24 protein-coding genes and 1 other RNA gene are annotated in these 25,969 nt (G+C 48.9%); 5 read left to right on the top strand and 20 right to left on the bottom strand.

Annotated features, from left to right (window positions below; genetic code table 11):
• Positions 1-305 (top strand): hypothetical protein (locus GRF59_RS29920; protein WP_237392114.1); only part of this gene is annotated, 305 nt, incomplete at its 5' end.
• Positions 306-368: 63 nt separating this feature from the next.
• On the opposite strand, the gene GRF59_RS29215 is transcribed toward GRF59_RS29920, so the two are convergent.
• The 14 genes from GRF59_RS29215 to rpoE form a co-directional block, all read right to left on the bottom strand.
• Entirely contained in the window at positions 369-635 is a 267-nt protein-coding gene (locus tag GRF59_RS29215; RefSeq protein WP_160501216.1) for a pro-sigmaK processing inhibitor BofA family protein, read from the bottom strand.
• A 37-nt stretch (positions 636-672) separates the two neighbouring features.
• Positions 673-951 carry a DUF2508 family protein gene (locus tag GRF59_RS29210; protein ID WP_160501215.1) on the bottom strand — a complete coding sequence of 93 codons (279 nt, stop codon included), beginning with the start codon at positions 949-951 and terminating at the stop codon, positions 673-675.
• A 144-nt stretch (positions 952-1,095) separates the two neighbouring features.
• Positions 1,096-1,695, bottom strand: a complete 600-nt coding sequence (gene recR, locus GRF59_RS29205; protein WP_160501214.1) for a recombination mediator RecR — start codon at positions 1,693-1,695, stop codon at positions 1,096-1,098.
• A 26-nt stretch (positions 1,696-1,721) separates the two neighbouring features.
• The gene (locus GRF59_RS29200; protein ID WP_160501213.1) at positions 1,722-2,033 is read right to left on the bottom strand and encodes a YbaB/EbfC family nucleoid-associated protein; all 312 of its coding nucleotides are present in this window, start codon (positions 2,031-2,033) and stop codon (positions 1,722-1,724) included.
• 51 nt (positions 2,034-2,084) lie between these two features.
• Positions 2,085-3,824 carry a DNA polymerase III subunit gamma/tau gene (gene dnaX / locus GRF59_RS29195; RefSeq protein WP_160501212.1) on the bottom strand — a complete coding sequence of 580 codons (1,740 nt, stop codon included), beginning with the start codon at positions 3,822-3,824 and terminating at the stop codon, positions 2,085-2,087.
• A 220-nt stretch (positions 3,825-4,044) separates the two neighbouring features.
• Positions 4,045-4,312, bottom strand: an RNA gene (gene ffs, locus GRF59_RS29190) — signal recognition particle sRNA large type.
• A gap of 160 nt (positions 4,313-4,472) precedes the next feature.
• The gene (gene rpmE / locus GRF59_RS29185; protein WP_160501211.1) at positions 4,473-4,670 is read right to left on the bottom strand and encodes a 50S ribosomal protein L31; all 198 of its coding nucleotides are present in this window, start codon (positions 4,668-4,670) and stop codon (positions 4,473-4,475) included.
• A gap of 109 nt (positions 4,671-4,779) precedes the next feature.
• Positions 4,780-6,060: a radical SAM family protein gene (locus GRF59_RS29180; protein WP_160501210.1), complete on the bottom strand. Its 1,281-nt coding sequence runs from the start codon at positions 6,058-6,060 to the stop codon at positions 4,780-4,782.
• A 28-nt stretch (positions 6,061-6,088) separates the two neighbouring features.
• Positions 6,089-7,429: a transcription termination factor Rho gene (rho, locus tag GRF59_RS29175; RefSeq protein WP_160501209.1), complete on the bottom strand. Its 1,341-nt coding sequence runs from the start codon at positions 7,427-7,429 to the stop codon at positions 6,089-6,091.
• Positions 7,430-7,943: 514 nt separating this feature from the next.
• The gene (locus GRF59_RS29170; RefSeq protein WP_160501208.1) at positions 7,944-9,206 is read right to left on the bottom strand and encodes a UDP-N-acetylglucosamine 1-carboxyvinyltransferase; all 1,263 of its coding nucleotides are present in this window, start codon (positions 9,204-9,206) and stop codon (positions 7,944-7,946) included.
• Positions 9,207-9,413: 207 nt separating this feature from the next.
• A complete protein-coding gene (gene fba, locus GRF59_RS29165) occupies positions 9,414-10,268 on the bottom strand; it encodes a class II fructose-1,6-bisphosphate aldolase (protein WP_160501207.1) in 855 nt (284 codons plus the stop codon).
• A gap of 177 nt (positions 10,269-10,445) precedes the next feature.
• Complete coding sequence (locus GRF59_RS29160) at positions 10,446-10,829, bottom strand: response regulator (protein ID WP_160501206.1); 384 nt, start codon at positions 10,827-10,829, stop codon at positions 10,446-10,448.
• A 174-nt stretch (positions 10,830-11,003) separates the two neighbouring features.
• Entirely contained in the window at positions 11,004-12,608 is a 1,605-nt protein-coding gene (locus GRF59_RS29155) for a CTP synthase (protein ID WP_160501205.1), read from the bottom strand.
• A gap of 445 nt (positions 12,609-13,053) precedes the next feature.
• Positions 13,054-13,614, bottom strand: coding sequence for a DNA-directed RNA polymerase subunit delta (gene rpoE / locus GRF59_RS29150; RefSeq protein WP_160501204.1), 561 nt, complete (start codon positions 13,612-13,614; stop codon positions 13,054-13,056).
• Positions 13,615-14,019: 405 nt separating this feature from the next.
• Here rpoE and GRF59_RS29145 point away from each other — a divergent pair, with 405 nt between their 5' ends.
• A complete protein-coding gene (locus GRF59_RS29145) occupies positions 14,020-15,186 on the top strand; it encodes a S8 family peptidase (protein ID WP_160501203.1) in 1,167 nt (388 codons plus the stop codon).
• A 70-nt stretch (positions 15,187-15,256) separates the two neighbouring features.
• Here the strand turns inward: GRF59_RS29145 and argS are convergent, their stop codons facing one another.
• From argS to speE, 5 genes are all read right to left on the bottom strand, one after another.
• On the bottom strand, positions 15,257-16,936 hold the full coding sequence (gene argS, locus GRF59_RS29140) for an arginine--tRNA ligase (RefSeq protein ID WP_160501202.1): 1,680 nt from the start codon (positions 16,934-16,936) through the stop codon (positions 15,257-15,259).
• Positions 16,933-17,358 carry a YwiB family protein gene (locus GRF59_RS29135; protein WP_160501201.1) on the bottom strand — a complete coding sequence of 142 codons (426 nt, stop codon included), beginning with the start codon at positions 17,356-17,358 and terminating at the stop codon, positions 16,933-16,935. The genes argS and GRF59_RS29135 overlap by 4 nt, the downstream gene beginning before the upstream one ends.
• 333 nt (positions 17,359-17,691) lie before the next feature.
• On the bottom strand, positions 17,692-18,885 hold the full coding sequence (locus GRF59_RS29130; protein WP_160501200.1) for a WD40/YVTN/BNR-like repeat-containing protein: 1,194 nt from the start codon (positions 18,883-18,885) through the stop codon (positions 17,692-17,694).
• 188 nt (positions 18,886-19,073) lie between these two features.
• A complete protein-coding gene (gene speB / locus GRF59_RS29125) occupies positions 19,074-19,943 on the bottom strand; it encodes an agmatinase (protein ID WP_160501199.1) in 870 nt (289 codons plus the stop codon).
• 14 nt (positions 19,944-19,957) lie between these two features.
• The gene (gene speE, locus GRF59_RS29120; protein WP_160501198.1) at positions 19,958-20,785 is read right to left on the bottom strand and encodes a polyamine aminopropyltransferase; all 828 of its coding nucleotides are present in this window, start codon (positions 20,783-20,785) and stop codon (positions 19,958-19,960) included.
• A 358-nt stretch (positions 20,786-21,143) separates the two neighbouring features.
• Here speE and GRF59_RS29115 point away from each other — a divergent pair, with 358 nt between their 5' ends.
• The 3 genes from GRF59_RS29115 to GRF59_RS29105 all read left to right on the top strand — a co-directional run bounded on the left by GRF59_RS29115 (position 21,144) and on the right by GRF59_RS29105 (position 25,102).
• Complete coding sequence (locus GRF59_RS29115; protein WP_160501197.1) at positions 21,144-23,195, top strand: transglycosylase domain-containing protein; 2,052 nt, start codon at positions 21,144-21,146, stop codon at positions 23,193-23,195.
• Between the two features lie 165 nt (positions 23,196-23,360).
• Positions 23,361-24,422 (top strand): endonuclease/exonuclease/phosphatase family protein, encoded by a 1,062-nt coding sequence (locus GRF59_RS29110; protein WP_160501196.1) that lies wholly within the window; start codon positions 23,361-23,363, stop codon positions 24,420-24,422.
• 23 nt (positions 24,423-24,445) lie between these two features.
• A complete protein-coding gene (locus tag GRF59_RS29105) occupies positions 24,446-25,102 on the top strand; it encodes a DNA-3-methyladenine glycosylase (protein ID WP_160501195.1) in 657 nt (218 codons plus the stop codon).
• Positions 25,103-25,290: 188 nt separating this feature from the next.
• On the opposite strand, the gene GRF59_RS29100 is transcribed toward GRF59_RS29105, so the two are convergent.
• On the bottom strand, positions 25,291-25,800 hold the full coding sequence (locus GRF59_RS29100; RefSeq protein ID WP_160501194.1) for a YwhD family protein: 510 nt from the start codon (positions 25,798-25,800) through the stop codon (positions 25,291-25,293).
• Between the last annotated feature and the right edge of the window lie 169 nt (positions 25,801-25,969).

Genomic DNA, 25,969 nt, shown 5'->3' with positions numbered 1-25,969 from the left:
ACGCCGCCAGCGTTCGTCCTGAGCCAGGATCAAACTCTCCAAGAAAGTTTGTAGCTCATTTTGAAACTGACGAGATTAAAAATCTCATTTGTGCTCCACAGTTCGGGGACCGAACTGCTTTGCGTTTTGACTTCATTGCTGAAGTCTGTATCTCACTCGTTGTTCAGTTTTCAAAGATCAAATTCTTTCGTTTTCGAAGCCGCTCAGTTAGCTCAGCAGCAACTCTTATAATATATCATGCTGCCCATCATTTCGTCAAGCACTTTTTTTTAAATTCTTTTTTCTTACCAGGCTCATCAGCCTGACAAGCTTGTACCTTTTTGAAAGGGGCGAGAATTAATGTACCACAGAATGAAGATGTACGTCAACTATCCCATCAAAGAAATTTTCAAGCTATACAGCAGAGCTACTCCCGGTAGGCCAAGAACCGTTACCGTTCCTATCGTTGTAGGGTTCAAAGGGATATACACCTCCGGTATCAAGCCAGAGAAATTCACCAAATATAGCCCCAATGCAGCAAGCACCAAATGCGTGCCAAACACTGTTAGCCACCCGAATCCGATTTTTTTGCGCACAACAATAAACAAGAGAAGAAACAAACACAAGATCATGATTCCCATAACTGCCAGTCTCATTTACTTTCCCTCCTTCTATACAGTGCCATCCTAATATTCAAGCTTCCGCTCTATGATGATTTATCAGTTGCGCCCGATTAAGCCCTATCCGTTTCGCAGCCCTTAAATTCATTTGGTACTTAAGTTCTGCCGCCTCAAGCATGTAAATCGCATAATCAATCTGTTCCTCCCCTACCGCCTCTTCAAATAAGAGTCTCGCCCGTTCCCATTCCCTCTGTGCCTTTCGTACATCCATGTAGACTGCCAACTCCTCATCCTGCTTCTCCCTAAGCTGCCAAGCAGGTATTCTCGGTTCTTTGCTACGAAACCACGCCATAATCCATGCCCCCCATCAAAAAATGATGTCGCTGTTTTTCGCACTCTCCATTTCCATTCATACGGACCAGGGGACAAACTTAGAACAAAAAAAGAGAGATCCCGATCGGGACCTCCCTTTGCAGCTATACAAACTTATACGCAATCAGTTCAACTGACGCCGTCCTTCTAGCGCTTTGGATAACGTCACTTCATCCGCATATTCCAAATCTCCACCTACCGGCAATCCATGTGCAATCCGAGTCACAACGAGTTCAAACGGGCGCACCAGACGCGAAATATACATCGCGGTTGCTTCGCCTTCAATGTTCGGATTCGTAGCCAAAATCAGCTCTTTCACGCGTTCATCGCTGAGGCGTGTGAGCAGCTCTTTCAGCCTGATGTCGTCAGGGCCGACGCCTTCCATGGGTGAAATAGCCCCCTGGAGGACATGGTAATAGCCGTTAAACTCCTTGGTGCGTTCCATGGCCACAAGATCTTTTGGATCCTGCACCACGCAAATAACGGATGGATCACGCGATTTATCCTGGCAGATTCGGCAAGGATCAGTGTCAGTGATGTTGCAGCACACAGAACAGTAATGAAGGTTCCGCTTCACGCTGACCAGTGCCTTAGCAAAATCAATGACGTCGTCTTCCTTCATATTCAGCACATGAAAAGCCAGACGAGCCGCAGTTTTCGGCCCTATTCCCGGCAATCGTGTAAATGCGTCGATCAGCTTGGCGATCGGTTCGGGATAATACAAAATACAGGATCTCCTTTGGACCTAAATTAGAACAGGCCTGGAATTTTCATACCGCCAGTGAACTTGCTCATATCGGAATTGGCAATGTCATCGGCTTTAGTCAACGCGTCGTTAACAGCTGTAATGACAAGATCTTGAAGCATTTCAACATCTTCCGGATCAACAGCTTCCGGTTTAATAGTAATGGAAAGCAATTTCTTGTGACCATTCACCTCTACAGTTACCACGCCGCCGCCGGAGCTGCCTTCAACCTTTTTATCAGCGAGAGCTTCCTGGGCCTTCAGCATTTGCTCCTGCATTTTTTTCACTTGTTTCATCATTTGGTTCATATTATTCATAAGTAATCGTCTCCTCTTAAGTTTATTGGTTGCACCGAAACGCAGTGCGGATTAATCTTTTATGATCACGAGATCTTCTCCAAAGATGTGGAGGGCCTCATCAATCCATGGCTTTGCGTTAGGGTCCTGACTCTCATGCTCATGCTCGAGCTTCAGTTCCTCTTTCTGCTGGGTACCCGCACCTTCCAGTGCCGCAGCCCAATCCTTCTGCATCATCGTAACCAGGTAATAGGGTTTGCCAAGTTTATCTTGAAGTACGCTTTCTATTACCTGTTTATTGGCAGGTTTCTCCGTTGTCTCGCGGTGGATATTGTTTTTAAAAGCAACCAAAACAGCATCCCCCGACACCGATACCGGATCCCCATCCATGAACCAGGCATGAACCGTAACCTTCTCTTCCTTGACTCCCTGAAGAACCTGTCCCCATTGCCGGTGCACTTCCACAAACTCCGGGCTGCTCTTCTGAGCCAGGAACTGTTCCATGTTTGCCGGTATTTTGGCAGCAGCAGATATGCGAGGCGCAGGAGCGCTATTAGATCGCGCAGTTCCCCCGGAGGAAGCACCAGGAGGCACTGAGCCGTTCTGTAAAAGCTTCTCCAGTTTCTTTTCCATTGCAGCAACCTGACGTTTAAGCTGATTCACTTCAGCCGAATCGGCAGGGGCTGCGTTTTGCTGCTGCTCTTGCGGTTGATCATACCCTCCGGCTTGCGGAATACCACAAAGCTTCAGAAGTGCTACTTCAAACAGCGTTTGCGGCTGGGAGGCATATTTCATCTCACTTTGGTAATGATTCAAGGTGTCGATCATGTGAAAAAGCTGTTGTTTTGAAAAGGAAGCAGCCATTTCCTTGTACTCCTCCGGATGCAGCACCCGGTCCGTCAGCTTGTCAGCGTTCGGAATCATCTGGATCATCAATAGATCACGGAAATAGTACAGGAGATTCTCCATGCATTTGTCAGCACTTTTTCCCTCCTGCATAAAGTCTTCCACCATTTGCAGCACAAGACCCGCATCACCATTACGAATGCCTCCAGCCAGTTTGCCGAACTGCTCGGAGGCAATCCCTCCGGTCATGCTCAGCACCTGTTCATAGGATACATGACCACCCGTGAAGGATGCAATCTGATCCAGAATGCTTAAGGCGTCCCTCATACCGCCATCCGATAAGCGGGCTATATATTGAAGAGCCTCATTGTCGGCTTCCATTCCCTCTTCCTGCGCAATTTGCCGAAGCCGCTGCGTCTGCTCTTCCAAAGAAACCCTCCGGAAGTCAAAACGCTGACAGCGTGAAATAATGGTGGCCGGCAGCTTATGAGGCTCTGTTGTTGCCAGAATAAACATCACATGGGGAGGTGGTTCCTCCAATGTCTTGAGCAGCGCGTTAAACGCTTCTGTCGTCAGCATATGCACTTCGTCGATGATATACACCTTTTGTCTGACTTCTGTCGGCGCATACTTAACTTTTTCGCGCAAATCGCGGATCTCTTCCACGCCGCGGTTCGATGCAGCATCAATCTCCTGCACATCCATCACGGATCCTGCCGTAATTCTGCGGCAAGACTCGCATTCGTTGCATGGCTCCGCTGCTGGACCGCGTTCACAGTTAACAGCCTTAGCTAAAACCTTAGCCGCGGTCGTCTTTCCGGTTCCGCGCGGACCGCTGAACAGGTAAGCATGGGAAACCCGCTGTTCGCGAATGGCGTTCTGCAGTGTCTGAATAATATGTTGTTGTCCAACCATGTCCTGAAACGACTGCGGCCGCCAGGCACGGTAGAGCGCTATATGTTTCACTTGGCTATACCCTCTTTCAACTTCCACTAGCGCGCGTTCGTCGCTCCATCATTATACTATAATCCGGAGCTATACAAAACGTCTATCCGCTATAGATGTATTCGCTTTTTTTGACAATCCATTCGTTTATCCCCCAGATACAGCTTAGAACCACTGTAAAAAAACAAAAAGCACCCTTGCCCCTTCGGGCAAAGATGCTGATAAGTTGTCATAGGTTATACCGTGCACCTGTTATTGATAATTGCGATCCAAGCGGCACCCCTGAGTAACAACTCGGGCTAGGCCACCCTCCGGCACAAGAGCGGGCTTGCTTATGGCTGCTTCCTTCCGGACCTGACCAGGTTCACAAGTGCTCATTGCGGAGGACCCAACCGTCAACATTGCACGCAGGGACCAAACCTCACATCGACAAAACCTCTAACAGGAATTCAACCTCGCTACAGCGGATTGCGAGTTACAGGGCACCGCTACCTCCCCGTCTAGCACGGCAAAGATTAGTATAGTTCATTTCAGGACAAAGTGCAACCCGGCAGCAAAAGTTGGATGTAAAAACGATCGTTATCGTACTTTGGCAAGACGGGAACGAACCTATTCGGGCAGAAAAAATCCCCTGTCCGCGTAGCGAACAAGGGATTGGTTGTATGCATATTAGATGCCGTATTTCTTCTTGAATCTATCAACGCGGCCGCCTGCATCCAGGAATTTCTGTTTACCTGTGAAGAATGGATGGCAGTTGGAGCAAATTTCAACGCGCAGATCTTGTTTAACGGAACCTGTTTCAAACGTATTGCCGCAAGCACATGTTACGGTCGTTACGTGATATTTTGGTTGAATTTCTTGTTTCATGTCTTTCACCTCTTTTTGCCCTGAGTCTCATGCGTACACAGAGTTATAATGACACATACATATATTATAACAGGGACAAACACAATAATCAATGAATTGTTGGAAAGCGTCAATCCCGCGCAAGTACTGGCTTTTTAGGTCGTCTCATGCCTTCAGGCGGTACATGGGTATAAGAACCAATGACGACATCCGGCAATTCAGCCTGGAAGATCTCGATCATTTGCTTCATGCCCAAAATTTCGCCTTGAGCCGGCGGAATGAGTTCCAAGTAGCTCTCCGGATCGATATTCAAATTGCGCATCTGGATCAGCTTCAGACCTGTGCGGCGTGCAAATTCCACCATGGCTTCAATTTCTTCCTCGCGGTCGGTAACACCAGGGAATATGAGGTAGTTAATTGACGTATATACCCCTTGATCCGAGGCATACTTTAATGATTTCTCCACGTTCGCCAGCGTATATTTGCGCGGTTTGTAGTATGCATTGTAATGATCGTCTAGAGCACTAATCGTGCTTACCCGCATCAAATCAAGACCTGCATCGACAATCCCGCGAATGAAGTCTGTCAGACCTGCATTCGTATTAATATTGATATATCCCATATCGGTAATGGAACGAACTTCGCGCATAGCTTCAATAATGATTTTGGCCTGCGTGGAAGGTTCACCTTCGCAGCCCTGTCCGAAACTGATAATGGATTCCGGCGTCTTGAGATGCTCCAGCATGATCTGTACGAGCTCGTCTACTCTCGGCTTGAAATTCATGCGTGTCTGTGGAGCCACAAAGCCGCTATCGTCCGGCTGTTCGGATATGCAGCCAAAGCAGCCTGCGTTGCAGGAATAGGATACCGGAACAGCGCCTTCCCAACGATTTAGGAACGTATTGGATGCCGTGAGGCATTCGTATCCCAAAGCACAGTTGGACAGATGTTCATACAGCCGGTTCTCCGGATACTTCTGTGTCAGCTTCTTCACGCCCAGCTTCAGCTCACTCATATCGCAATTAAGCGGATTCCATTTCTCAGGGTCATCCGAAAGGCGAGCTGTTGTATAAAAGCGGCCGTCCTTCCATACCACTGCAGAATATCCGAACAGCGGCAGCTTATATTCCTTATCGGTCTTCACATAGCCGGGCAGACACAGCCGGGTAAATCCTTGAGGAAGAAGTGCCCCTACAGCCTGGGCATCGCCAGGAAGCGGCATCATCTCCCCGGTCTCGGGATCCATGCCAATCGCCCGCGTGTTCGGAAGTCCTACGAGTGTAGCTCCATCCGGCAGCGGAATCAGTTCATCCTCCAGGATTTCCACGATCATATCGCCGCTGCGAGCAAGCCCAAAGAGCGATGGATGATCGAATACATTGCCTTTCTCATCTGCGTATACCAGGTACATGATGTTTCTCCTCTTTGTTCGTAAAAGTTTAGGTCGATGGAACGGATGCTGCGGCAGGTCTTGATGTCCGGCGGTTGCCGCTGCTGCTATGACTGCTGCTGGATCCTTTGCTGTTGCCACCTACGCTGCTGACATCAAAGGACGCCAAAAACTCTGCATTGGTCTTGCAATCGCGCAGCTTTCTCAGGAAGCCTTCTACAAAATCAGCCGATTCATTCATATTTTTACGAATCGCCCAGATGGTATCCAGTTCTTCTTTCGTCAACAACACTTCTTCGCGGCGCGTTCCCGAACGGCGAATATCAATGGCCGGGAAGATACGGCGTTCAGCCAGCTTACGGTCCAGATGCAGTTCCATGTTGCCCGTTCCTTTGAATTCCTCGTAAATAATATCATCCATCCGCGATCCCGTATCAATCAGTGCCGTCGCTAAAATCGTTAGACTTCCGCCTTCCTCCACATTCCGGGCCGAACCAAAGAAACGTTTCGGACGGTGGAAAGCAGCCGGATCGATACCGCCGCTCAGCGTACGTCCGGATGGCGGAATCACCAGGTTATAAGCACGTGCCAGGCGGGTGATGCTATCCATCAGAATGACAACATCCTTCTTATGCTCTACAAGCCGAAGCGCACGCTCCAATACAAGCTCAGCCACTTTGATATGGTTCTCCGGCAGTTCATCGAATGTCGAAGCGACCACTTCTCCTTTAACGGAACGCTGCATATCCGTCACTTCTTCAGGACGTTCATCAATAAGCAGTACAAAAAGTTCAATTTCGGGATTGTTGGTAGAGATACTGTTGGCAATTTCTTTTAAGAGGAGCGTTTTACCTGCTTTTGGAGGTGCAACGATCAAACCGCGCTGTCCCAAACCGACGGGAGCAAGCAAATCCATAATCCGGGTAGACAAATGGTTAGGGGATGTTTCAAGCACAAGTTTCTTTTGCGGAAAGAGAGGTGTGAGTGCAGGGAAGTGAAGACGTTCCGCGGCTGCGTCCGGACTTTCACCGTTAACCGCATTGACCTGCAGCAGACCGAAATATCGTTCATTTTCCTTCGGTGCCCGGCATTTCCCTGAGACCAGATCTCCAGTCCTGAGATCAAATTTGCGAATCTGCGAGGCTGAGATATAAATATCCTCGGTGCTCGGCAGGTAGTTGATAGGACGCAGGAAGCCGTACCCTTCAGGGAGGATTTCAAGAACACCTTCCATGAACATGAGTCCGCTATGCTCCGCCTGTGCTCTCAAGATAGCAAAAATGAGCTCTTTCTTCTTAAGCTGGCCGTAATACGGGATCTGATATTTCTTCGCAAGCTTGTACAGATCGGTCAGCTTCATTTCTTCCAAATCGGCAATTTGCAAATCCATGTAATAACCACCTATTCAATTTTATAAGTCCAGTCAAACTATAAGTTGTCGTATGTTTCTATCAGTCTATAAGAAAAACGTCTATCGAAGTACCTTCACAGATGACAGACCGCGTTTAGATGTAGTTTTTCTTGCGATATCAGGATGCCTTTCTTGAAGTTTATACCTTTCTAATATCTTAAGAAAAACGTCTATCGAAGTACCTTCACAGATGACAGACCGCGTTTAGATGTAGTTTTTCTTGCGATATCAGGATGTCTTTCTTGAAGTTTATACCTTTCTAATATCTTAAGAAAAACGTCTATCGAAGTACCTTCACAGATGACAGACCGCGTTTAGATGTAGTTTTCTTGCGATTATAGAATTGTTCAGCTTCGCTGAAAACTATTAAATTCTATAATCTTGAAAATCCTCATTAGGATAGCATTACCCAAATTAGAAGGAGATATGCAATTTCACTGTAAATTGTTCCAATATGGAATGTAAAATGCATAATCCCCTTTTGCTGCATGTCTTACTCCGCTTCGTCCGTTTCACGCCATACATCCGCACCGAGTAATCGCAAATTGGTTACCAAGTGGTCATAGCCACGGTCGATATACTCAACCCCGGTGACTTCCGTGATTCCGTCCGCTACGGTAAGCCCGGCAATTACCAATGCTGCCCCGGCCCGCAGATCCGTCGCTTTCACTTTCGCGGCATTCAGCCGGCTGCGTTCGATAATCGCGGAGCGTCCTTCCACCCGAATTTTAGCGCCCATGCGCACAAGCTCCGGTACATGCTTAAACCGGTTGCTGTAAACAAAATCGCTTAGTACGCTTACGCCCTCTGCCTGGGTCAGCAGACTGGTCATCGGCGACTGTAAATCCGTGGGAAATCCTGGATAAATCAGTGCTTTCACGTCCACATGCCCGTAGTGTGGCTGACCGAGTACGCGGATGCTTTCGTCCAGTTCTTCAATATGAACTCCCATTTCAATCAGCTTGGCTGTGAGTGCCTCAAGGTGTTTGGGAATAATGTTGTCAATTAACACATCTCCACGGGTCGCGGCAGCGGCGATCATATAAGTGCCCGCCTGAATCCGATCCGGGATAATGGAGTGGCGGCAGCCGTGCAGCTCTGAAACGCCCTCGATGCGGATCGTTTCCGTACCTGCACCTTTGATCACTGCCCCCATGGAATTGAGAAGGGTTGCTACATCTATAATCTCAGGCTCTTTGGCCGCGTTTTCGATAATTGTGGAGCCTTTGGCTTTGGAAGCCGCCAGCATAATGTTAATCGTCGCACCCACACTGGATACGTCCAAATAAATTTTAGCGCCCTTCAGCTCTTTGGCGTGAAGGTGAATCGCTCCGTGCTCATTGGTTACCGTTGCTCCCAATGCTTCGAACCCTTTGATATGCTGATCAATCGGACGAGGTTCGAAATTGCAGCCCCCCGGAAGACCGATGACAGCCTCCTTAAAACGTCCGAGCATAGCACCCATCATGTAGTAAGAAGCTCTTAGCTTTTTGACAGGACCGTTTGGCATCGGAATAGACTTAATATCGGAAGGGTCAATTTTCATCTGACTGTCCTTCCAGCTTACTTTCGCGCCCAGCTCTTCCAGTATCTCGGCATAGACAGCCACATCACTCAGAAGAGGCAGGTTATCGAGCACGACTTCGGACTCAGCCAAAATCGCAGCAGGAATCAAGGCAATAGCGCTGTTTTTGGCTCCGCTGATTGTTACGGTGCCATGCAGTGGGCGCCCACCGCTAATCATCAATTTTTCCATACGTTTCAGGTTCCCCCCACATACTTCGCAGCAGCAAAATCGTTTGGTGTTAATTTTGGTGTATGAAATGGAAAAACACCGGCTAAGCGGTGTGCTCTCCATTCCAACCTATTCGATTGGACAGCCCCTACTGGGGCTGTCCGCTTTCCTATCAAACAACACTTAAGCTCTCTTGTGCGGCAAAGCACAGAAACAATGAAAAGCGTGTTACGCTTTGTTGTTGGAGCCGAATTCGCGGATTTTACCAATTACGGTTGCTTTAATAGCGTCGCGTCCTGGCACGATGTATTTACGCGGATCATAAGCATCCGGTTTCGCAGCGAGCACTTCGCGTACAGCTTTCGTAAACTCGATTTGGTTCTCCGTGTTTACGTTAATTTTGGATGTTCCCAAAGAAATGGCTTTTTGAATGTCATGAGTCGGAATGCCTGTACCACCATGAAGAACCAGTGGAAGATGGATTTCGTTCTTGATTTCTTCCATTTCTTTGAAGCCGAGGTTTGGCTCGCCTTTGTAAGGACCATGTACGGAACCAAGGGCAGGAGCCAGGGTATCAATACCGGTTTCTTTAACGATGCGAACGCAATCTTCAAGTTTCGCGTACATTACGCCGCCGATAACGTCGTCTTCCTGTCCACCGACAGTACCAACTTCAGCCTCAACGGAAACACCTTTAGAATGAGCATATTCAACCACTTTTTTAGTGGTTTCAACGTTTTTCTCGATCGGGCTATGGGAATCGTCGATCATGACGGATGTGAATCCGGCGTCGATCGCTTCTTTACATTTTTCAAAGCTTGAACCATGGTCCAGGTGAATGGCTACTGGAACCGTAATTTTCATATCTTGGATAAGTCCTTCTACCATTTTGACTACCGTATAGAAACCGCTCATATGACGGGCAGCACCTTCGGATACGCCGAGAATTACAGGAGATTTTTCTTCTTCCGCAGCACTAAGAATCGCTTGTGTCCATTCCAGGTTGTTGATATTGAATTGACCCACCGCGTATTTTTCGTCCAGCGCCTTGTTTAACATGTCAGTCATGGATACCAATGGCATGGTTTCAATCCTCCTAAGTATTTGTGTATTTTTCTATGGTTTTTAGCCGACTTCTCTCATTCGGAATCATTATACCACATCATGTCACAAATACTAAACAAGCATTTAAAATTAAGCTGTGCCCTATGATACATCAAGACAAAAAAAAGAATTCTGCCTAAGCAGAATCCAGGGTACTTACCCGAATTGCACCGGGTTATGTTTAAGCTGCATGTTTACGGCAACGCGCATTTCATCGATGTCAAACGGCTTAGTAAAATGCATTAGAGCACCGAGCTCGGTAGCCTCCTTGATCATGTCAAGCTCACCGTATGCCGTCATCATAATGACTTTGATATCAGAGTTCATCTCTTTGATGTGCTTCAGGATTTCCAGCCCGTCCATTCCGGGAATCTTCATATCGAGCAGAACCAGATCGGGCGCGTCGTTCTCTACTATTTCTAACGCAATTTTGCCGTTGGCTGCCTGATACGTCGTATAACCCTCGCTACTGAACACTTCCATTAATAAAATACGTATTCCGTTCTGGTCATCGACGATCAAAACTTTTTTCTTATCCACTAAAGCAAACCTCCCAACATCGGCCTGACCCTGCTTATCCCTAAATCTTCATTTAATGTTAAATCCATACGTTACATATCCAATTAATGTTATTCGCTCTCTGGTTACGAATTCCTGCCTCTGCGCAAAAATGAAAATAGGACCTCCGAAGAGGTCCAAAAATGCAAAATCCAATTATAGGGATTTATATTCAAGCGATGCTTTGACAAACTCACGGAACAGCGGTTGTGGGCGGTTCGGGCGAGATGTAAACTCAGGGTGGAACTGAACAGCCAGGAACCACGGGTGGCCCGGAAGCTCCACAATTTCAACCAGACGGCCGTCTGGGGAAGTACCGGAAATGCGCAATCCTGCTTTTTCAACTGCCTCGCGGTACTGGTTGTTAAATTCATAACGATGACGATGTCTTTCGTACACGAGCTCATCGTTGTAACACTTCATTGCCAAAGAATCATCCGCAAGCTTGCATGGGTACAATCCAAGGCGCATTGTTCCGCCAAGATCCTCGATGTCCTTTTGTTCAGGCAATAGGTCGATCACCGGATACGGGGTAGCCGGATTGATCTCCGAGCTGTTGGCACCTTCGAGACCCAGAACAGAGCGAGCATATTCAATGACAGAAACCTGCATCCCGAGGCAAATGCCAAAGAACGGTATTTGTTGCTCACGAGCATAACGGATCGCGGAAATTTTGCCTTCAATACCGCGATCTCCGAAGCCGCCAGGAACGAGAATGCCGCCAATACCGCCGAGCAGATCGCCAACGTTCTCATCGGTAATTTCTTCTGCGTTCACCCAACGGACTTTAACTTCTGCATTCGCATCGAATCCGGCATGGGAGAGGGATTCAACCACGCTCAAATAAGCATCATGCAGTGCAACGTATTTGCCAACAATGGCAATTTCAACCGTATTCTCAAGCTTGTTGATCCGATCGACCAGAGCTTCCCACTCGGTCATGTCCGGCTTCGGTGTCGTCAGCTTCAGGTAGTTAACCACGATTTCATCGAGGCCTTCGTCACGCAGGTTCAGCGGAACCTCGTACAAGGTCGATGCGTCACGGCATTCCACTACGGCATTTTCATCGATATCACAGAAAAGGGCGATTTTCGCTTTCATGTCTGCGGACAATTCATGCTCGGTGCGGCATACGATCACGTTCGGTTGAATGCCGATGCTGCGAAGCTCTTTTACGCTGTGCTGGGTCGGTTTCGTCTTTACCTCGCCTGCTGCTTTAATGTAAGGAATCAGCGTAACATGAATGTACATCACATTTTCGCGACCGATTTCGCTCTTGATCTGACGAATGGCTTCAAGGAACGGCAAGCTCTCGATATCGCCCACGGTACCGCCGATTTCCGTAATAACCACATCCGAACCCGCTTCGCGGCCCGCACGGAATACACGTTCTTTAATTTCATTGGTAATATGAGGGATAACCTGAACGGTTCCACCCAAATATTCGCCGCGACGTTCTTTACTAATGACCGACGAATAAACTTTACCCGTGGTGACATTGCTGTTTTTGGACAGGTTGATGTCAATAAATCGTTCATAATGCCCCAAATCGAGGTCCGTCTCGGCTCCGTCATCAGTTACGAATACTTCACCGTGCTGATATGGACTCATGGTTCCCGGATCCACGTTCAAATAGGGATCGAATTTCTGGATCGTAACCTTGAGTCCTCTGTTTTTCAGCAGCCTGCCCAGTGAAGCCGCAGTAATCCCTTTACCCAGGGAAGACACAACCCCGCCCGTCACAAAAATATACTTTGTCACTATAAAAACCCTCCTATTAAAGTCCAGTAAATTCAGGAACATAAATTGAACTAAAGTTTATATCGGAAGGCTTATCTTTCTTTAGCTCAATTTATATACATATGATGTTTAGCGTAACCCTTTTTCACAAATTCCACACGAAAAAGGGCAGCGCCGGTTTATTGCTTTTTACCGTCCGCTTGAACAACAATGCGCCATTTGGAATCAAATGGCACAAAGTAGGTAATCCGGCATCTATATAGAGTAGACTTTTAACGAATCAGTCCATTCTACAGAAGCAAAATATCCTAAAAAATGGATGATTTTGCCTCAAAAAAACAAAAAAAGTGACACCCGTAGGACGGGGCACTTTTTATTATTTTGCGCATATTTAAATCTCAATCATAAGCCCATGCAATAGTTTACTCTGTGCCTTGTCCCCTGTCAAGAGAGAAAGGCAAACGGATTAATATTTATCCTCTTCGTCAGAGTCGTCTTCGGAATCCTCTTCTTCTTCGTCGAGATCTTCCTCTTCTTCATCGATCTCTTCGTCTTCTATGATGCCGTCTTCCTCAACCTCTTCCTCAGAGTCATCGTCGGAATAGATATCGTCGTGGTCTTCATCGATGCGGTCGAAATCCTCGTCGCTGTCATCCGCGCTGAAGTTATCGTCATCATCGGCAAAATCGTCGTCATCATCATCGTCATCATCGTCGTTAATGATCCGCGGACGCTTGGCGCTTGCAATCGGATCTTCGGAGCGGTCGACTGGATACCAGCGTTTCAGTCCCCAAAGGTTGGTTCCGACGCAGGCAAAACGGCCATCGATATTAATTTCTGTATATAGCTGCGCAACGGTATCTTGAATTTCTTCTTCCGTCAAGCCGCGAAGCTTGGCAACCTCTTTCATCAAGTCAAGATAGTAAAATGGTGTATTCGCTGCCTTCAGCACGGCAAAAGCCAAATCCACCAGTGGCATTTCCCTGATCTTTTCAGGGTCCAGCTTTAATTGGAGTGAGTTACTCACTAACGGACACTTCCTCTCACGCAATGTTCAATTATACGGAAAATGTGAAGTCGTTCAGACCGTATAAAATCCTACTTTATAACAACATATCCATTATCAAAACTAAGTAAAACCTATTTAGAAATAAATTGCAAGTTTTAATGTTGTGAACGCATCGCTGCCGGCATCCAAACGAAAAAGGCAGGGTTGCCCCTGCCCGTTGACTGTATCCGTCCCTGGCAGGGCCTGCCCACCGGGATGATCGAAAGAGCGCCTATTGTCTCTTCCATTTATTTTATGTCCACGGGCGGCTTTTGACATTCAGACAGGGCCTATTTCCATAAAAAAGGGCAAGTTCCCACTCGTAGCAGCCATCTCCCACATACAATGCAAAAGCAGGGTTCATTATGAGGGGGACTGCCCAATATGGACTACACCGGGTTAATAGAGATGCTGCTTGAAGACATGGAGAGTCCCGCACCATCCGGAGCCAAACGTATAATCACTTTCGTAAATCCCCGGCAGTATAACGCATTCCAACGGACACTGCAGGAGCTCAAAGCCCTTCATCCTGAATGGCCAGAACTGCCGTCATCCCATCTGTTGAAATCTGTCATGACGCCCTTGTCCGGCAGCATCAAACATCTGGATCCGTTTAAAAATGAGGTTTTGATTGAGGAAGACAGCCTGATTCAGGTGCACACACTAGCAAATAAGATTAACCAAGGCCCGGGCGTACCCTATGGTGTCAAGCAAATCCAGGCCCCCAAGGCTTGGTCTACCTCAACCGGGTACAGGGTAAAGATTGGCGTTATCGATACCGGCGCCGACTATTACCATCCGGATCTTCGCCAATCCCTGGCAAAAGGGATCAATCTGCTGAACAGACATATGATGCCACTCGATGATAATGGGCACGGTACCCATATTGCCGGCACCATTGCGGCTGCCAACAGTACAGAAGGCATGATCGGTGTTGCGCCCCGGGCCACAATTTATCCGGTCAAAGCCTTTGATCATAACGGCTCCGCCTATGTATCCGATATTATTCAAGGAATCGACTGGTGCATTCGCAGCCGCATGCATATCATCAATATGAGCTTTGGCATGAAGACACGCAGCAAAGCGCTGCTCGATATTGTGAACAAAGCCTATGCGTCCGGCATCTCCATCGTCGCCTCCTCCGGCAATGACGGAAAGCGTCGAAACATTGACTATCCCGCTAAATATCCGCAGACTATCTCCGTTGGAGCCACAGATCGTCATCGCCGCATCGCCAGCTTCAGCAACCGCGGAGAGTTTATTGATATTTATGCGCCTGGAGATAAAATTATATCCTCCTGGACTCATGGCAAGTATCACGAAATGAGCGGCACTTCCATGGCAACCTCGCATGTCAGCGGAGCCATCGCACTTTTACTCGCGCAGAATCCCGATCTGCAGCCGGCAGAGATCAAAGCCTTACTGCTGCAAACGGCCACGCCCCTGCGAAACAAGAAAGGACAGAGACGCCCAGGCGAAGGCCTCGAGGTCAATGCCCTCAAGCTGCTGAAGGAAGGCATCAAAAGAAAACCACTAAATTCGCAATATTAAAGGCCGTCCCTGCTGTTATGCAGTAGGGACGGCCTTTTCAACTAAATTCGCAAATATATGTTTTCGGTTCCTACATTTGCTCCGGCGCACTCACGCCAACCAGTCTCAGCACATTGGCGATGACTGTACGGACGGCTCCCAGCAGGGCAAACCGGGCCTGCGTTTGTGCAGCATCCTCGGTAATGACACGCTGCGCTCTGTAATAGCTGTGGAACAAAGAGGCCAGATCATAGACATAGCGGATCATGCGATGCGGCGCATAGTTGGTCGCTGCCACGGAGATCTCCTCCGGAAGTTCACCGATCTTGCGGAGCAAATCATATTCATGCTCGGTATTGAGCAAACTGAGATCAACTTCAGCCAGCGGCAACAACGTAACGCCCTGCTCCTCGGCTTGACGATAAATGCTGCAAATACGGGCGTGGGCATACTGAACATAGAACACCGGATTTTCATTGGACGTCGAAATCGCCAGATCCATGTCAAAATCCAGGTGCGAATCCATACTGCGCATGGTAAAGAAGTAGCGGATCGCATCGATGCCGACTTCTTCCATCAGATCCTCCATCGTCACGGCTTTGCCTGTCCGTTTAGACATTTTCACTTTTTCGCCATTTTGGAACAAGCTGACCATTTGGGCAATCAGCACCGTCAATCGTTCCGGATCATAGCCGATCGCTTCCATGGCCGCTTTCATCCGCGGAATGTAACCATGATGGTCGGCTCCCCAAATATTGATCAGGCGGTCATAGCCACGTTCAAATTTATTACGGTGGTATGCGATATCCGGTGTCAGGTACGTGTACGTTCCGTCATTTTTCACCAGCACGCGATCTTTGTCGTCGCCATATTCCGTGGTGCGGAGCCAGGTTGCCCCGTCTTGCTCATACACCTGTCCTTTGGACTTCAGTTCGTTCAGGGATTCCACGACCAATCCTTTTTGATAAAGTGAGGTCTCACTGAACCATTCGTCAAAATGGACTCTGAATTTGTTCAAGTCCCGCTTGATCTTATTCAGTTCTTTTTCGAGTCCGTACTCACGGAAAAATGCCGCGCGCTCTCCAGGATCCATGGACAGCAAAGCGTTGCCTTTCTCGGCTACAAGCTCTTTGGCAAAGCCTTTGATGTCCTCGCCATGATATCCGTCCTCAGGCATGTCGACATTTTGTCCAAGCTCCTGCATATAACGGGCTTCAATGGATTTACAAAGGTTCTCGACTTGGTTACCCGCATCATTGATGTAGTATTCGCGCGTCACTTCGTATCCGGCAAAGTCCAGCAGGTTGCATAGTGCATCCCCTACCGCTGCGCCGCGCGCGTGGCCTAGATGCAGACTGCCGGTCGGATTGGCACTAACGAACTCCACCTGAATCTTTTCACCTTGACCGAGGTTGATGCGTCCGTAGCCATCGCCTTGCTCCTGAACCTGCTGCAACACCGGATACAAGTAACTTTTATTCAACGTAAAGTTGATAAAGCCGGGCCCGGCAATGTCTGCTTTTTCAATGGATGCCTTTTTCATATCGAAATGCTCTAGAATCGCCTCGGCAATCTGACGCGGGTTTTTCTTGGCGATCCGTGTCAGCTGCATGGCGGCGTTCGTAGCCAGATCCCCATGGGACTTGTCCTTTGGAACCTCGAGTGCAAACACTGGCAGCTCTTCACGGCTCGCGATACCTGCAGTAACCACTGCATCGGCAAGTGCTTCAGTCACCAGTTGATTAATATGTTCTAATGGATTGGTTGTCATTGAATATCCTCCTGTATATGCAAACTAATGTCGAAATGCCCTGTGCATTCCTCATAAACGTACAAATCATACGTCCAAGATACCGTACCTGAAAGCCCTCCATCCAGTTGGACCTTGAGCGAGCTTGTATGTGTCGAGAGATTAAACGAAGTGTATGGTGAACGGTAAAAGCCAGGCAGCATATGCCCTTCCTGAAAGGTTTGTTCCGATTCTACCGCGCCATGCCGGATCATTTTCAAGGTGTCCTGGGTGATCTTCAGCAGTGTCCGGATCTTCTGTCCCTGCTGATCCTTCTCCGGCTCCTCATATTTGAGATAGAGCGCGCCGCCGCGTTCGAACACTTCGGCCTCCGTCTCCTGCAATACATTCTCGCCTTCTTGCCGGCTTTGAAGACGAATGCGGGCCTTTTTGGCTTCTTGCATAAGTATACGGCTCCATTCTATTCTTTCCTATTGTAATACTATATCCAGTTCACTGGTTCAATTCAATATGAAGGCCGATTGAAAATCACGTTCCAGCCCTTTACCCTCTGCTATTATACAGCTTTCACACGAGCTGTTCTTCATATTCTTTCAAATCCCGTATTACCTAAAAAATGGAATATAGCTATAATGTTATCTACTATGACTCCATCCACATGGGGATTTGCGTGAGGAGTGGGATGAAGTTCGGAAAAAGAGAAACGTCGTCACAACAAAAGGATAGACCCACAGGTCTATCCTTTTAAGTGTCCTTACGGTTATCGTGTTCTTGTATTATGGCTGTAGCGCTTCCTTAAAGGCAAACTTGCGGCTCCAAGTAGCGCCTCCGTCTTGCGTTGAGTAAATGGAGGATTTGGTGGAGCTGGTCACGACCAGCCAGCCGATCTTGCCGTCCACAAAGGAAATGCGGGCATCGTAGCCGTTCACGGTCGGTTTCATATTCTTCCACGTCTTCCCCCCATTGTAGGTAACACCGACCGACACCATGCCTCCGGCCGGAGAGCCTCCTGCCAGGAATGCAGTTTCTTTACCAACCAGCTGCATATTGCCCGGATGTCCGCCTGGCTGTGCAGGGCCTTCCTTCGCTACAGGCGTCCAGCTGCCAGGAGCCGGACCGCCGCCAGCCGTATCTTGGGCGATTACCCGCTTCCAGTGAGATCCCTGGTCTGTACTTCCGTACAGAGAATACGATACTTGGGACATGCCCGAATCGCCATAGAGAACAGCCCATACCTGATTGTCTTTACCGTAAATTTCACCGCCTGAGGTTGATGGGGTCTTCACTGTCAGTTTTGTAGCCCAGCTATGTCCACCATCGCGAGTCTGCATGACTCTGTATCCGCTACCCGGAACAATCGTCAGAACATATCCCGTCTTTGTATTATTAAATGTCGCATAGCGGGTATTCGCGGGCGTTGGCACCTTCACCCAGCTGTTGCCGCCATTGTCGGTGCGGTACGCTGCAATGCCGGTGTACCCATACCCCGTTTGGCTGTCTATCATCTGTATCCGTTCAAAGTGATTCTTTCCGGTATATACCCCTTTCCAATGGGAACCGCCGTCTGTGGTCTTGATCAGATATGTCGTCTGCTGCGATGGCATTGTGGCCAGCGCCCAGCCGTTGACGTTATTGATAAAGTCCATTTGCGTAAACTGCCACTGTCCTTTATAAATTTCCTGCCAGTGGCATCCTGCATCCGAGGTTCCGATCATAAAGCCCGTACCTGCTGCCCGGCCGGTACTGTCAGTGAGAAACTGAATGTCTGAGAAATGCAGCGGGTCTTGACCTTGACCCGTATGCTGCTTCTGAAGGCTTTGCAACAGACCATGGTCTCCGCTGCCGCAAGGAGCCGGTGCCTGCGATGCTGCCGATGCTTCCCTCGCCGGCGCCGCCCAACTAATTGGCAGTGCCAGCAGTACGGCTGCTGCAGCCGCTGTATAACGCTTCATCCATTCGTGTATTATCATTTCAACACCTCCATGTACATTGAATTTACCCGATTATGGTGCGGATCACACGATGATTTCAATATTGTCATATGTATTTTCAGAAACCGGAAAAATACAAATGCAAAAAAGCATCCTTACGTTCAGCAAGGGCAGACTTCCGTCTGTTTTTCCCAGCCTCCCGTTTAGGATGCTTTTTTAACATGATTCTATTTTACAAATCCAAGAAGCATTTCGCGGATCAGCTTGGCTGCCACGATTTGCGTTTGCTGCGTTGGATCATAAATCGGCGCCACTTCCACCAGATCGCAGCCTACCACGTTAACGGCAGAGCCTGCAATCAGATGCACAGCTTCCAGCAGTTCTTTAGAGGTAATGCCTCCCGCTTCTGCCGTACCCGTGCCTGGTGCGGCAGACGGATCAAGCACATCGATATCGATCGTCACATATACGGGACGGTTCCCCATTTTAGGCAGGGCTTCCTTTAGCGGAGCTGCAACTTCAAATGGATGGAAGTTGATGTTCTCGTGTCCGAATTTAAACTCCTCGCGCGACCCGGAACGAATACCGAATTGATAGATGTTTTTCCCACCCATCAGCGCAGCCGCTTTGCGAACCGGCGTAGAGTGCGACAACGGCTCGCCCTCATACTGCTCACGCAGATCGGCGTGTGCGTCGATGTGGATCAGGATCAGATCAGGGTACTTCGCATAGACTTGCTCAATGATCGGCCAAGTGACCAGATGCTCTCCGCCAAGTCCGATCGGAAATTTATCATCATCGAGCAGCTTGCCTACGTATTCACGGATAACATCAAGGCTGCGCGCTGCGTTGCCGAAAGGCAGCAGCAGGTCGCCAGCATCGAAATACGTCATATCGTCAATACTTTTGTCCAGATAAGGACTGTACTCCTCCAAACCTACGGAAGCCTGGCGGATATGGGAAGGACCAAAACGCGAGCCGGGACGGAAGCTGACGGTATAGTCCATCGGCATTCCATAAATGACGGCTTTGGAGCCTTCGTAATCCTCGGAGCTGCAAATAAATACGTTGCCGGAGTAAGCTTGATCCAGTTTCATCTTGTTGGTTCCCCCTATTTCGTCAAATCTTCTACAAATTTAGGCAATACAAATGCCGCTTTATGCAAGCGAGGCGTGTAATACTTCGTGTCCATTTCAGGAATATCCGCTTCGTTCACTTCGAGCGGATCATATTTTTTACTGCCCATCGTAAATGTCCACAAACCGCTTGGGTATGTTGGAATGTTGGCGCCATACACACGCACGATCGGGAAAATCTCTTTCACGTCGCGGTTTACCTTTTGAATCAAGTCCGCCTTGAACCAAGGGTTGTCCGTTTGTGCCACGAAGATGCCGTCGTCCTTCAGTGCCTCGTAAATGCCTTGGTAGAAGCCGCGCTCGAACAAGGGTGCTGCCGGTCCTACAGGTTCAGTAGAGTCAACCATGATAACGTCATATTCGTTTTTGTGCTGGTGAATATGCATGAAGCCGTCATTCACATGCACTTCTACCCGTGGGTCTTCAAGCTTGCCGGCGATCGACGGGAGATATTTTTTGGAATACTCGATGACTTTGCCATCGATATCCACCAGCACCGCTTTTTCCACTTCCGGATGCTTGATGATTTCGCGGATAACTCCGCCGTCGCCGCCGCCAACAACAAGGACATGTTTAGGATTCGGATGCGTATTAAGTACGGGATGCGCCACCATTTCGTGGTAAACAAATTCATCCTTCTCCGTAGTCATCACCATGCCGTCCAGTAAAAGCATATTTCCAAATTCTTCAGTTTCCACCATTGCCAGATCCTGAAAATCGGTTTTTTCACTCACATATGTTTGTTTAATTTTTGCCGTAATCCCGAAAGCGGGGGTCTGCTTCTCCGTGAACCACAATTCCATCGTTATTACCTTCTTTCCGCTAGAATAGAGGGGATTTTGTTCAGTTGTTTCTTTCTCCCGGACGATTCCAGGTTAGGCTGAATCCCCGCCTTGTCATGGACATAGTCCATACTGTTACATTGTACCAAACTATGGATGTATAAACACATCCTTTGAATTATACGCGATGTGAGAAATAGCTGTAAAGAAACAGTTTTTCTCTCTTTTTATAACAAAATATTTAAAGCTTGCAACGCACGAAAACCGTCGGTTTCTCTGTTTTTTTGCGCTTATCGATACTTGTTTATAGGCTTTGAGTGAATATCCCAGCTCCTCTTTCCCCATAATGAATGTATATAAATGGAAGGGAAGAAACGCCATGCCGCAGCCTCATAACACGAAGTCTAAACGGAAAAGCCGGTTTGCCGCGTTGATCAAGCTGATGCTGGCCATGACCGTAGCGGTCATTGTTTCCGTAGGCATCTTACTTGGTTATCTGTATCAAAAAAGCCTTCCCGTCGCCGATACCGACCGCAACTCCCGCCTCCTGGACAGCCAAGGCAGCATTATGGCCACCTTCTCAGCGAGCGGCCGCAACTATGAGCCCGTCGCACTTAAACAGATATCCCCCATGCTAATTCAGGCCACTCTCGCTGTTGAAGACCGGAAATTCTATGACCATATCGGATTTGACCTGAAGGGCATGGGCCGGGCCATTCTCGTTAATCTGAAGGAGATGGAGCGGGCGCAGGGGGCAAGTACTTTGACCCAACAGCTAGCCCGAAATCTGTATTTGTCTCATGCCAAGACCTGGACTCGAAAGTTCAAAGAAGCGATGTACACAGCGCAGCTGGAGATGAAATATAGCAAAAACGAGATTCTGCAGATGTACCTTAATGAGATCTATTACGGACACGGGGCCAATGGGATCGAAGCTGCTTCACAGATGTATTTTGGCAAATCAGCCTCCGAACTCGACCTGGCAGAAAGTGCTATGCTCGCAGGGATCCCGAAGGGTCCAACCTATTATTCCCCGTATAATCACATGGATAATGCGAAGAGACGCCAGAAAATTGTGCTCAGCACCATGGTGGAAACCGGCGATATTACGAAACAGGAAGCAGACACTGCTGCTGCCGAAGTGCTTCGGTTTAAACCGCAGGGGCAGCAACAAGTCCGTGTGACCGCTCCTTTTTTTCGCGACTATGTCAAAAATCTTGTCACCACCCAGCTGGGTGTCAGTGAAGAGCAGCTGGATCACGGCGGGCTGAATATATATACGACGCTAGATCCCCATGCACAGGCGGCAGCTGAGCAAGCCGTTGCCCAAGGGATGGACGCACAGAGCGAACTGGAGACGGCGCTTGTATCCATCGATCCCCGTACCGGATATGTCAAAGCCATGGTAGGCGGCAAAAACTATAAGACCAGCCAGTTCAACCACGCGCTTGCCAAAACACGCCAGCCGGGTTCTTCCTTTAAGCCGATCATGTATCTAACGGCCTTGTCTTCCAAAACAATGACCGGATTAAGCACATTCAATAGTGAGCCGACCTTATTCCACTACGACGACAACCGGAAAACGTACCAGCCCAGCAATTTCGGAGATAAGTATTTGGGCGAAATCAATATGCAGGAGGCGATCGCAGCCTCAGACAATATTTATGCCGTGAATACCCTGCTAAAGGTGGGCGCCGACAACGTGATTACGATGGCCCGCAAACTCGGCATTATCAGCCCGCTCCACTCCGTGCCTTCTCTAGCACTGGGCACCTCGCCCATCAGTCCGTTTGAAATGGCCTCCGCCTTCGCCGTGATGAGCAACAGCGGTAAGCGCATGCCCCCTGTTGCCGTTCTGAAAATCACAGATGCCGCTGGTGAGGTGATCTACCAGGCCCCTGAAGCAACCGGCGATCAGGTCGTCGATCCTGCCGCGGCATATGTGCTCACGCATCTTATGGAAAGCGTGTTCGAATCGGGGGGAACAGGCAGTCGGGTCTCCTCCATGATCAAGCGGCCTGTTGCCGGTAAAACGGGTACGACCGACACCGATGCCTGGATGGTCGGATACACGCCGGAGCTGGCAACCGCGGTATGGGTCGGATACGACAAAGGACGTGACATCACTACGATGGACGGACATCGCGCCGCTCCCATCTTCGCCCAGTTCACCGAAAAGGCGCTGGAAAACGTGCCTCCAAAGATTTTTGCCATTCCGAACGGAGTGGTGACCGCATATGTCGATAAGTCGTCAGGCAAGCTGGCGTCCGCCGATTGTCCTGACAAGAAACTCGAGGTATTCATCGCCGGCACGGAACCCACCGAGTACTGCTCATTACATGGCGGAGAACAAAAACAGCCTGCCGCAAACAGCGGCAACCCCGAGGAGCGCTCCTGGTGGAGTCATTTCAAGCGGTGGCTGACAGACTAACACGAAGTATAAAGGCCTTCCTTGGGGTCAGGAACGTGACTCCGGGAGGCCTTTTTTTTCTTGCCGTTCTGACCTAGACCTCCCCCATTCCGCGTGATACATTAGGATTGAATCCAATACATGGATAATCTTAATCATGATATTGCGTAATAAAGGAGACTCTGAATGGTCAAAAAAATCCTTTGGGCCCTCGCCAGTGTCGTGCTTGCCGCCGTTTTGATTGTCGGGGGGTTTATATTGTATGTGACAATCACAGACTATAAACCGGCCGCGACCGTACCGGTCACCATCGCCAACAGTCAAGAACATGTGCTGAAGAAGGGAACGTCCTTTACTTTAACGACGTTTAATATCGGGTATGCCGGATTAGACAAAGATGAAGACTTTTTCATGGATGGCGGGACTCATTCACGCTCGAGCAGCAAAGTGCAAACCGTTCTGAATCTGAACGGCATTGGGACATTTTTAAAAGATAGTCACTCCGACATTATTTTTATCCAAGAAGTCGATGTGAATTCTTCACGCAGCTATCATATGGATGAGATTGGTGCTTTACAGAACTTTCTTAAGGGCTACAGCTTCTCCTATGCGGACAATTACAAAGTGCCATGGGTACCCGTGCCGATAATTCATCCGATGGGCTCTGCCCACAGTGGTTTGCTGACTCTTTCTTCCTATAAAAGCACGAGCGCAACCCGCTATGCTCTTCCCGGCAAAGAAAAATGGCCGCAGCAGCTGTTCGATTTGGATCGTGCCTTCATCGAAAACCGAATGCCTGTGGAAAATGGCAAGGAGCTCGTCCTTGTCAACCTCCATCTGTCTGCCTTTGATAAAGGCGGAAGCATCCGTAAACAGCAGCTGGAGTTTTTAGGCGAATACATCAAGAAGGAATCTGAAAAAGGTAACTATCTGATTATAGGGGGCGACTGGAATCACTCGCTGCCGGGTACCGACCCTAAGGCATTCGCAGCGACCCAGGACTGGCCGGATTGGTTGCAGCCCTTCCCTGAAAACTTCAAGCCGGAGGGATTCCAGTGGGCTGTCGACAAAAATACGCCTTCGGTTCGGACTGTCGATACAGCATATCAGGAGGGCGTGAACTTCCGGGCCGTTATAGACGGATTCCTGGTCTCTCCAAACGTGGAGATCGTCAACGTTCAGGGGCATGATTTACAGCACGAGCATAGCGATCACAACCCGGTTACAGCCGAGTTTATATTGAAATAAAAGGATGAGGAGATCTGTGGCATATGCGAGATCCGACGCTGATTCCCCCTTCGCTGCTGTCACGGACGGCTCTTGAAGCAGCCCCGCTCCTGCTGGGCCAAACCTTGGTAAGCGTCACGGGGGACGGGGAAATCCGCTGCCGCATCGTGGAAACGGAGAGCTACGGCGGAGCTGAGGATCAGGGAAGCCATGCCTTCGGCAACCGGCGCACTGCCCGGACGGAAGTCATGTTTGCTGCAGGCGGTCTTGCTTACGTATATCTGATCTACGGCATGTATTCCTGTCTGAATGTGGTCGTCGGGGATAAAGACGATCCTCAAGCCGTTCTAATCCGGGCGGTAGAGCCATTATCCGAAATGGATGCGGAACTGATGCATAGATATCGGGGACGATTCTCGGGAAAGGCTGCCAATCTTAGCAATGGCCCAGGCAAGTTGTGCCGCGCGCTGCGAGTCGACAGAAGCCTGAACGGTTATCCGATGGACCGTATGGACAGCCCCCTGCGTTTGGAAGCGGGAGATCCGGTGCATGAGCTGCCGATCGTGCAGTGTCCAAGGGTTAATATCGATTATGCCGGGGATTATGTCATGAAGCCCTGGCGCTTTTATATAGAAGGAAATTCTTACGTATCCGTCAAAAGTAAGCATCCGGTTCCATTTAAAATGGACACTTTGCCTTAATATCTTGCACTCAGGCGCAAGATTTTGTTGAGATCGGAGGTCTCATCGTCGATCCGGCAAGCCGGGGAGAAGGCATCGGCCGGAATAAAGCACAATCAACGCAAAGGGTCTGCCCTGCTCTTGTTGTTCGCAACAAGCCCGCGGGCAGACCCTTTTGTGTCTTTCACTTCAGCAAAACGAACCTCTTCCTAAGCCTCCAGCGCTTGTTTCAGCTCTTCAGGCGACTTCTCCCACCATTCCTCGTTATGAGAAACGAGCAGATCCTTCAGCAGCTTCTTCTCCTCGGCTCCCAGCTCATCCAGCATGAATTTGCGCTTCAGCGCACTATCCATCCGGTTCACATGCTCCGCAAGAATCTTCCAGCCGCGGCGCTCTTCCTCATCGATCCACATTTCACTGGCTGTAGCCCCGCCGTAAAACTGACCTTCGGCATCGCGATCTACCGCTACCCAGACAATCCAAACCTGCCGTCCGTTCGGTACATCTTCACGATTCGTGGAGAAACGAATCCGGCGTTCAGGCTTGCTCTTGGCATGCATGGCACCGATATCAATCGTTGCTACGCCGCGATCAATAATGACCGGTGAGATATTATTCAGATCAATAGAGCCCGCGCCAAAGCCCATCTTATGCTTGCTCTTGCTGCTGACAATATTCAGCGCGATTTGTTTTTTACCGATTTGCTCGTTGTTATCCATTCGCTCGTGTTCCTCCTATAAGAAAAATGTCTACCCGGACTTCCTCTCGCTTTAAGCGAAATTGGCATAGTAGCGAACCAGGGCCGGAATAGGCATCCTGCTTTGTTATTTTGATATCCCTATCAAGTGGACCAGGGTTCTAGTCCATCTTATTCATTAACTTAATTTT

Source organism: Paenibacillus dendrobii (genome assembly GCF_009807035.1).
Taxonomy (GTDB): domain Bacteria; phylum Bacillota; class Bacilli; order Paenibacillales; family Paenibacillaceae; genus Paenibacillus_AQ; species Paenibacillus_AQ dendrobii.
The sequence above is the reverse complement of the archived record's forward strand: the minus strand, read 5'-3'. Positions and strand labels throughout refer to the sequence as shown.

What these genes read in the sequence shown, in the direction of transcription:
- argS (WP_160501202.1), bottom strand. Translation starts at nt 16,936, where the DNA reads ATGACAACCAATCCATTAGAACATATTAATCAACTGGTGACTGAAGCA.
- GRF59_RS29180 (WP_160501210.1), bottom strand. Translation starts at nt 6,060, where the DNA reads ATGTACCTGGTATACGCAGATGAGAAAGGCAATGTATTCGATCATCCA.
- GRF59_RS29135 (WP_160501201.1), bottom strand. Translation starts at nt 17,358, where the DNA reads ATGCAAGAAGCCAAAAAGGCCCGCATTCGTCTTCAAAGCCGGCAAGAA.
- GRF59_RS29130 (WP_160501200.1), bottom strand. Translation starts at nt 18,885, where the DNA reads ATGATAATACACGAATGGATGAAGCGTTATACAGCGGCTGCAGCAGCC.
- GRF59_RS29200 (WP_160501213.1), bottom strand. Translation starts at nt 2,033, where the DNA reads ATGAATAATATGAACCAAATGATGAAACAAGTGAAAAAAATGCAGGAG.
- speB (WP_160501199.1), bottom strand. Translation starts at nt 19,943, where the DNA reads ATGAAACTGGATCAAGCTTACTCCGGCAACGTATTTATTTGCAGCTCC.
- GRF59_RS29115 (WP_160501197.1), top strand. Translation starts at nt 21,144, where the DNA reads ATGCCGCAGCCTCATAACACGAAGTCTAAACGGAAAAGCCGGTTTGCC.
- GRF59_RS29145 (WP_160501203.1), top strand. Translation starts at nt 14,020, where the DNA reads ATGGACTACACCGGGTTAATAGAGATGCTGCTTGAAGACATGGAGAGT.
- GRF59_RS29110 (WP_160501196.1), top strand. Translation starts at nt 23,361, where the DNA reads ATGGTCAAAAAAATCCTTTGGGCCCTCGCCAGTGTCGTGCTTGCCGCC.
- GRF59_RS29215 (WP_160501216.1), bottom strand. Translation starts at nt 635, where the DNA reads ATGAGACTGGCAGTTATGGGAATCATGATCTTGTGTTTGTTTCTTCTC.
- rpmE (WP_160501211.1), bottom strand. Translation starts at nt 4,670, where the DNA reads ATGAAACAAGAAATTCAACCAAAATATCACGTAACGACCGTAACATGT.
- GRF59_RS29100 (WP_160501194.1), bottom strand. Translation starts at nt 25,800, where the DNA reads ATGGATAACAACGAGCAAATCGGTAAAAAACAAATCGCGCTGAATATT.
- GRF59_RS29105 (WP_160501195.1), top strand. Translation starts at nt 24,446, where the DNA reads ATGCGAGATCCGACGCTGATTCCCCCTTCGCTGCTGTCACGGACGGCT.
- GRF59_RS29210 (WP_160501215.1), bottom strand. Translation starts at nt 951, where the DNA reads ATGGCGTGGTTTCGTAGCAAAGAACCGAGAATACCTGCTTGGCAGCTT.
- fba (WP_160501207.1), bottom strand. Translation starts at nt 10,268, where the DNA reads ATGCCATTGGTATCCATGACTGACATGTTAAACAAGGCGCTGGACGAA.
- GRF59_RS29170 (WP_160501208.1), bottom strand. Translation starts at nt 9,206, where the DNA reads ATGGAAAAATTGATGATTAGCGGTGGGCGCCCACTGCATGGCACCGTA.
- rho (WP_160501209.1), bottom strand. Translation starts at nt 7,429, where the DNA reads ATGGATTTGCAAATTGCCGATTTGGAAGAAATGAAGCTGACCGATCTG.
- speE (WP_160501198.1), bottom strand. Translation starts at nt 20,785, where the DNA reads ATGGAATTGTGGTTCACGGAGAAGCAGACCCCCGCTTTCGGGATTACG.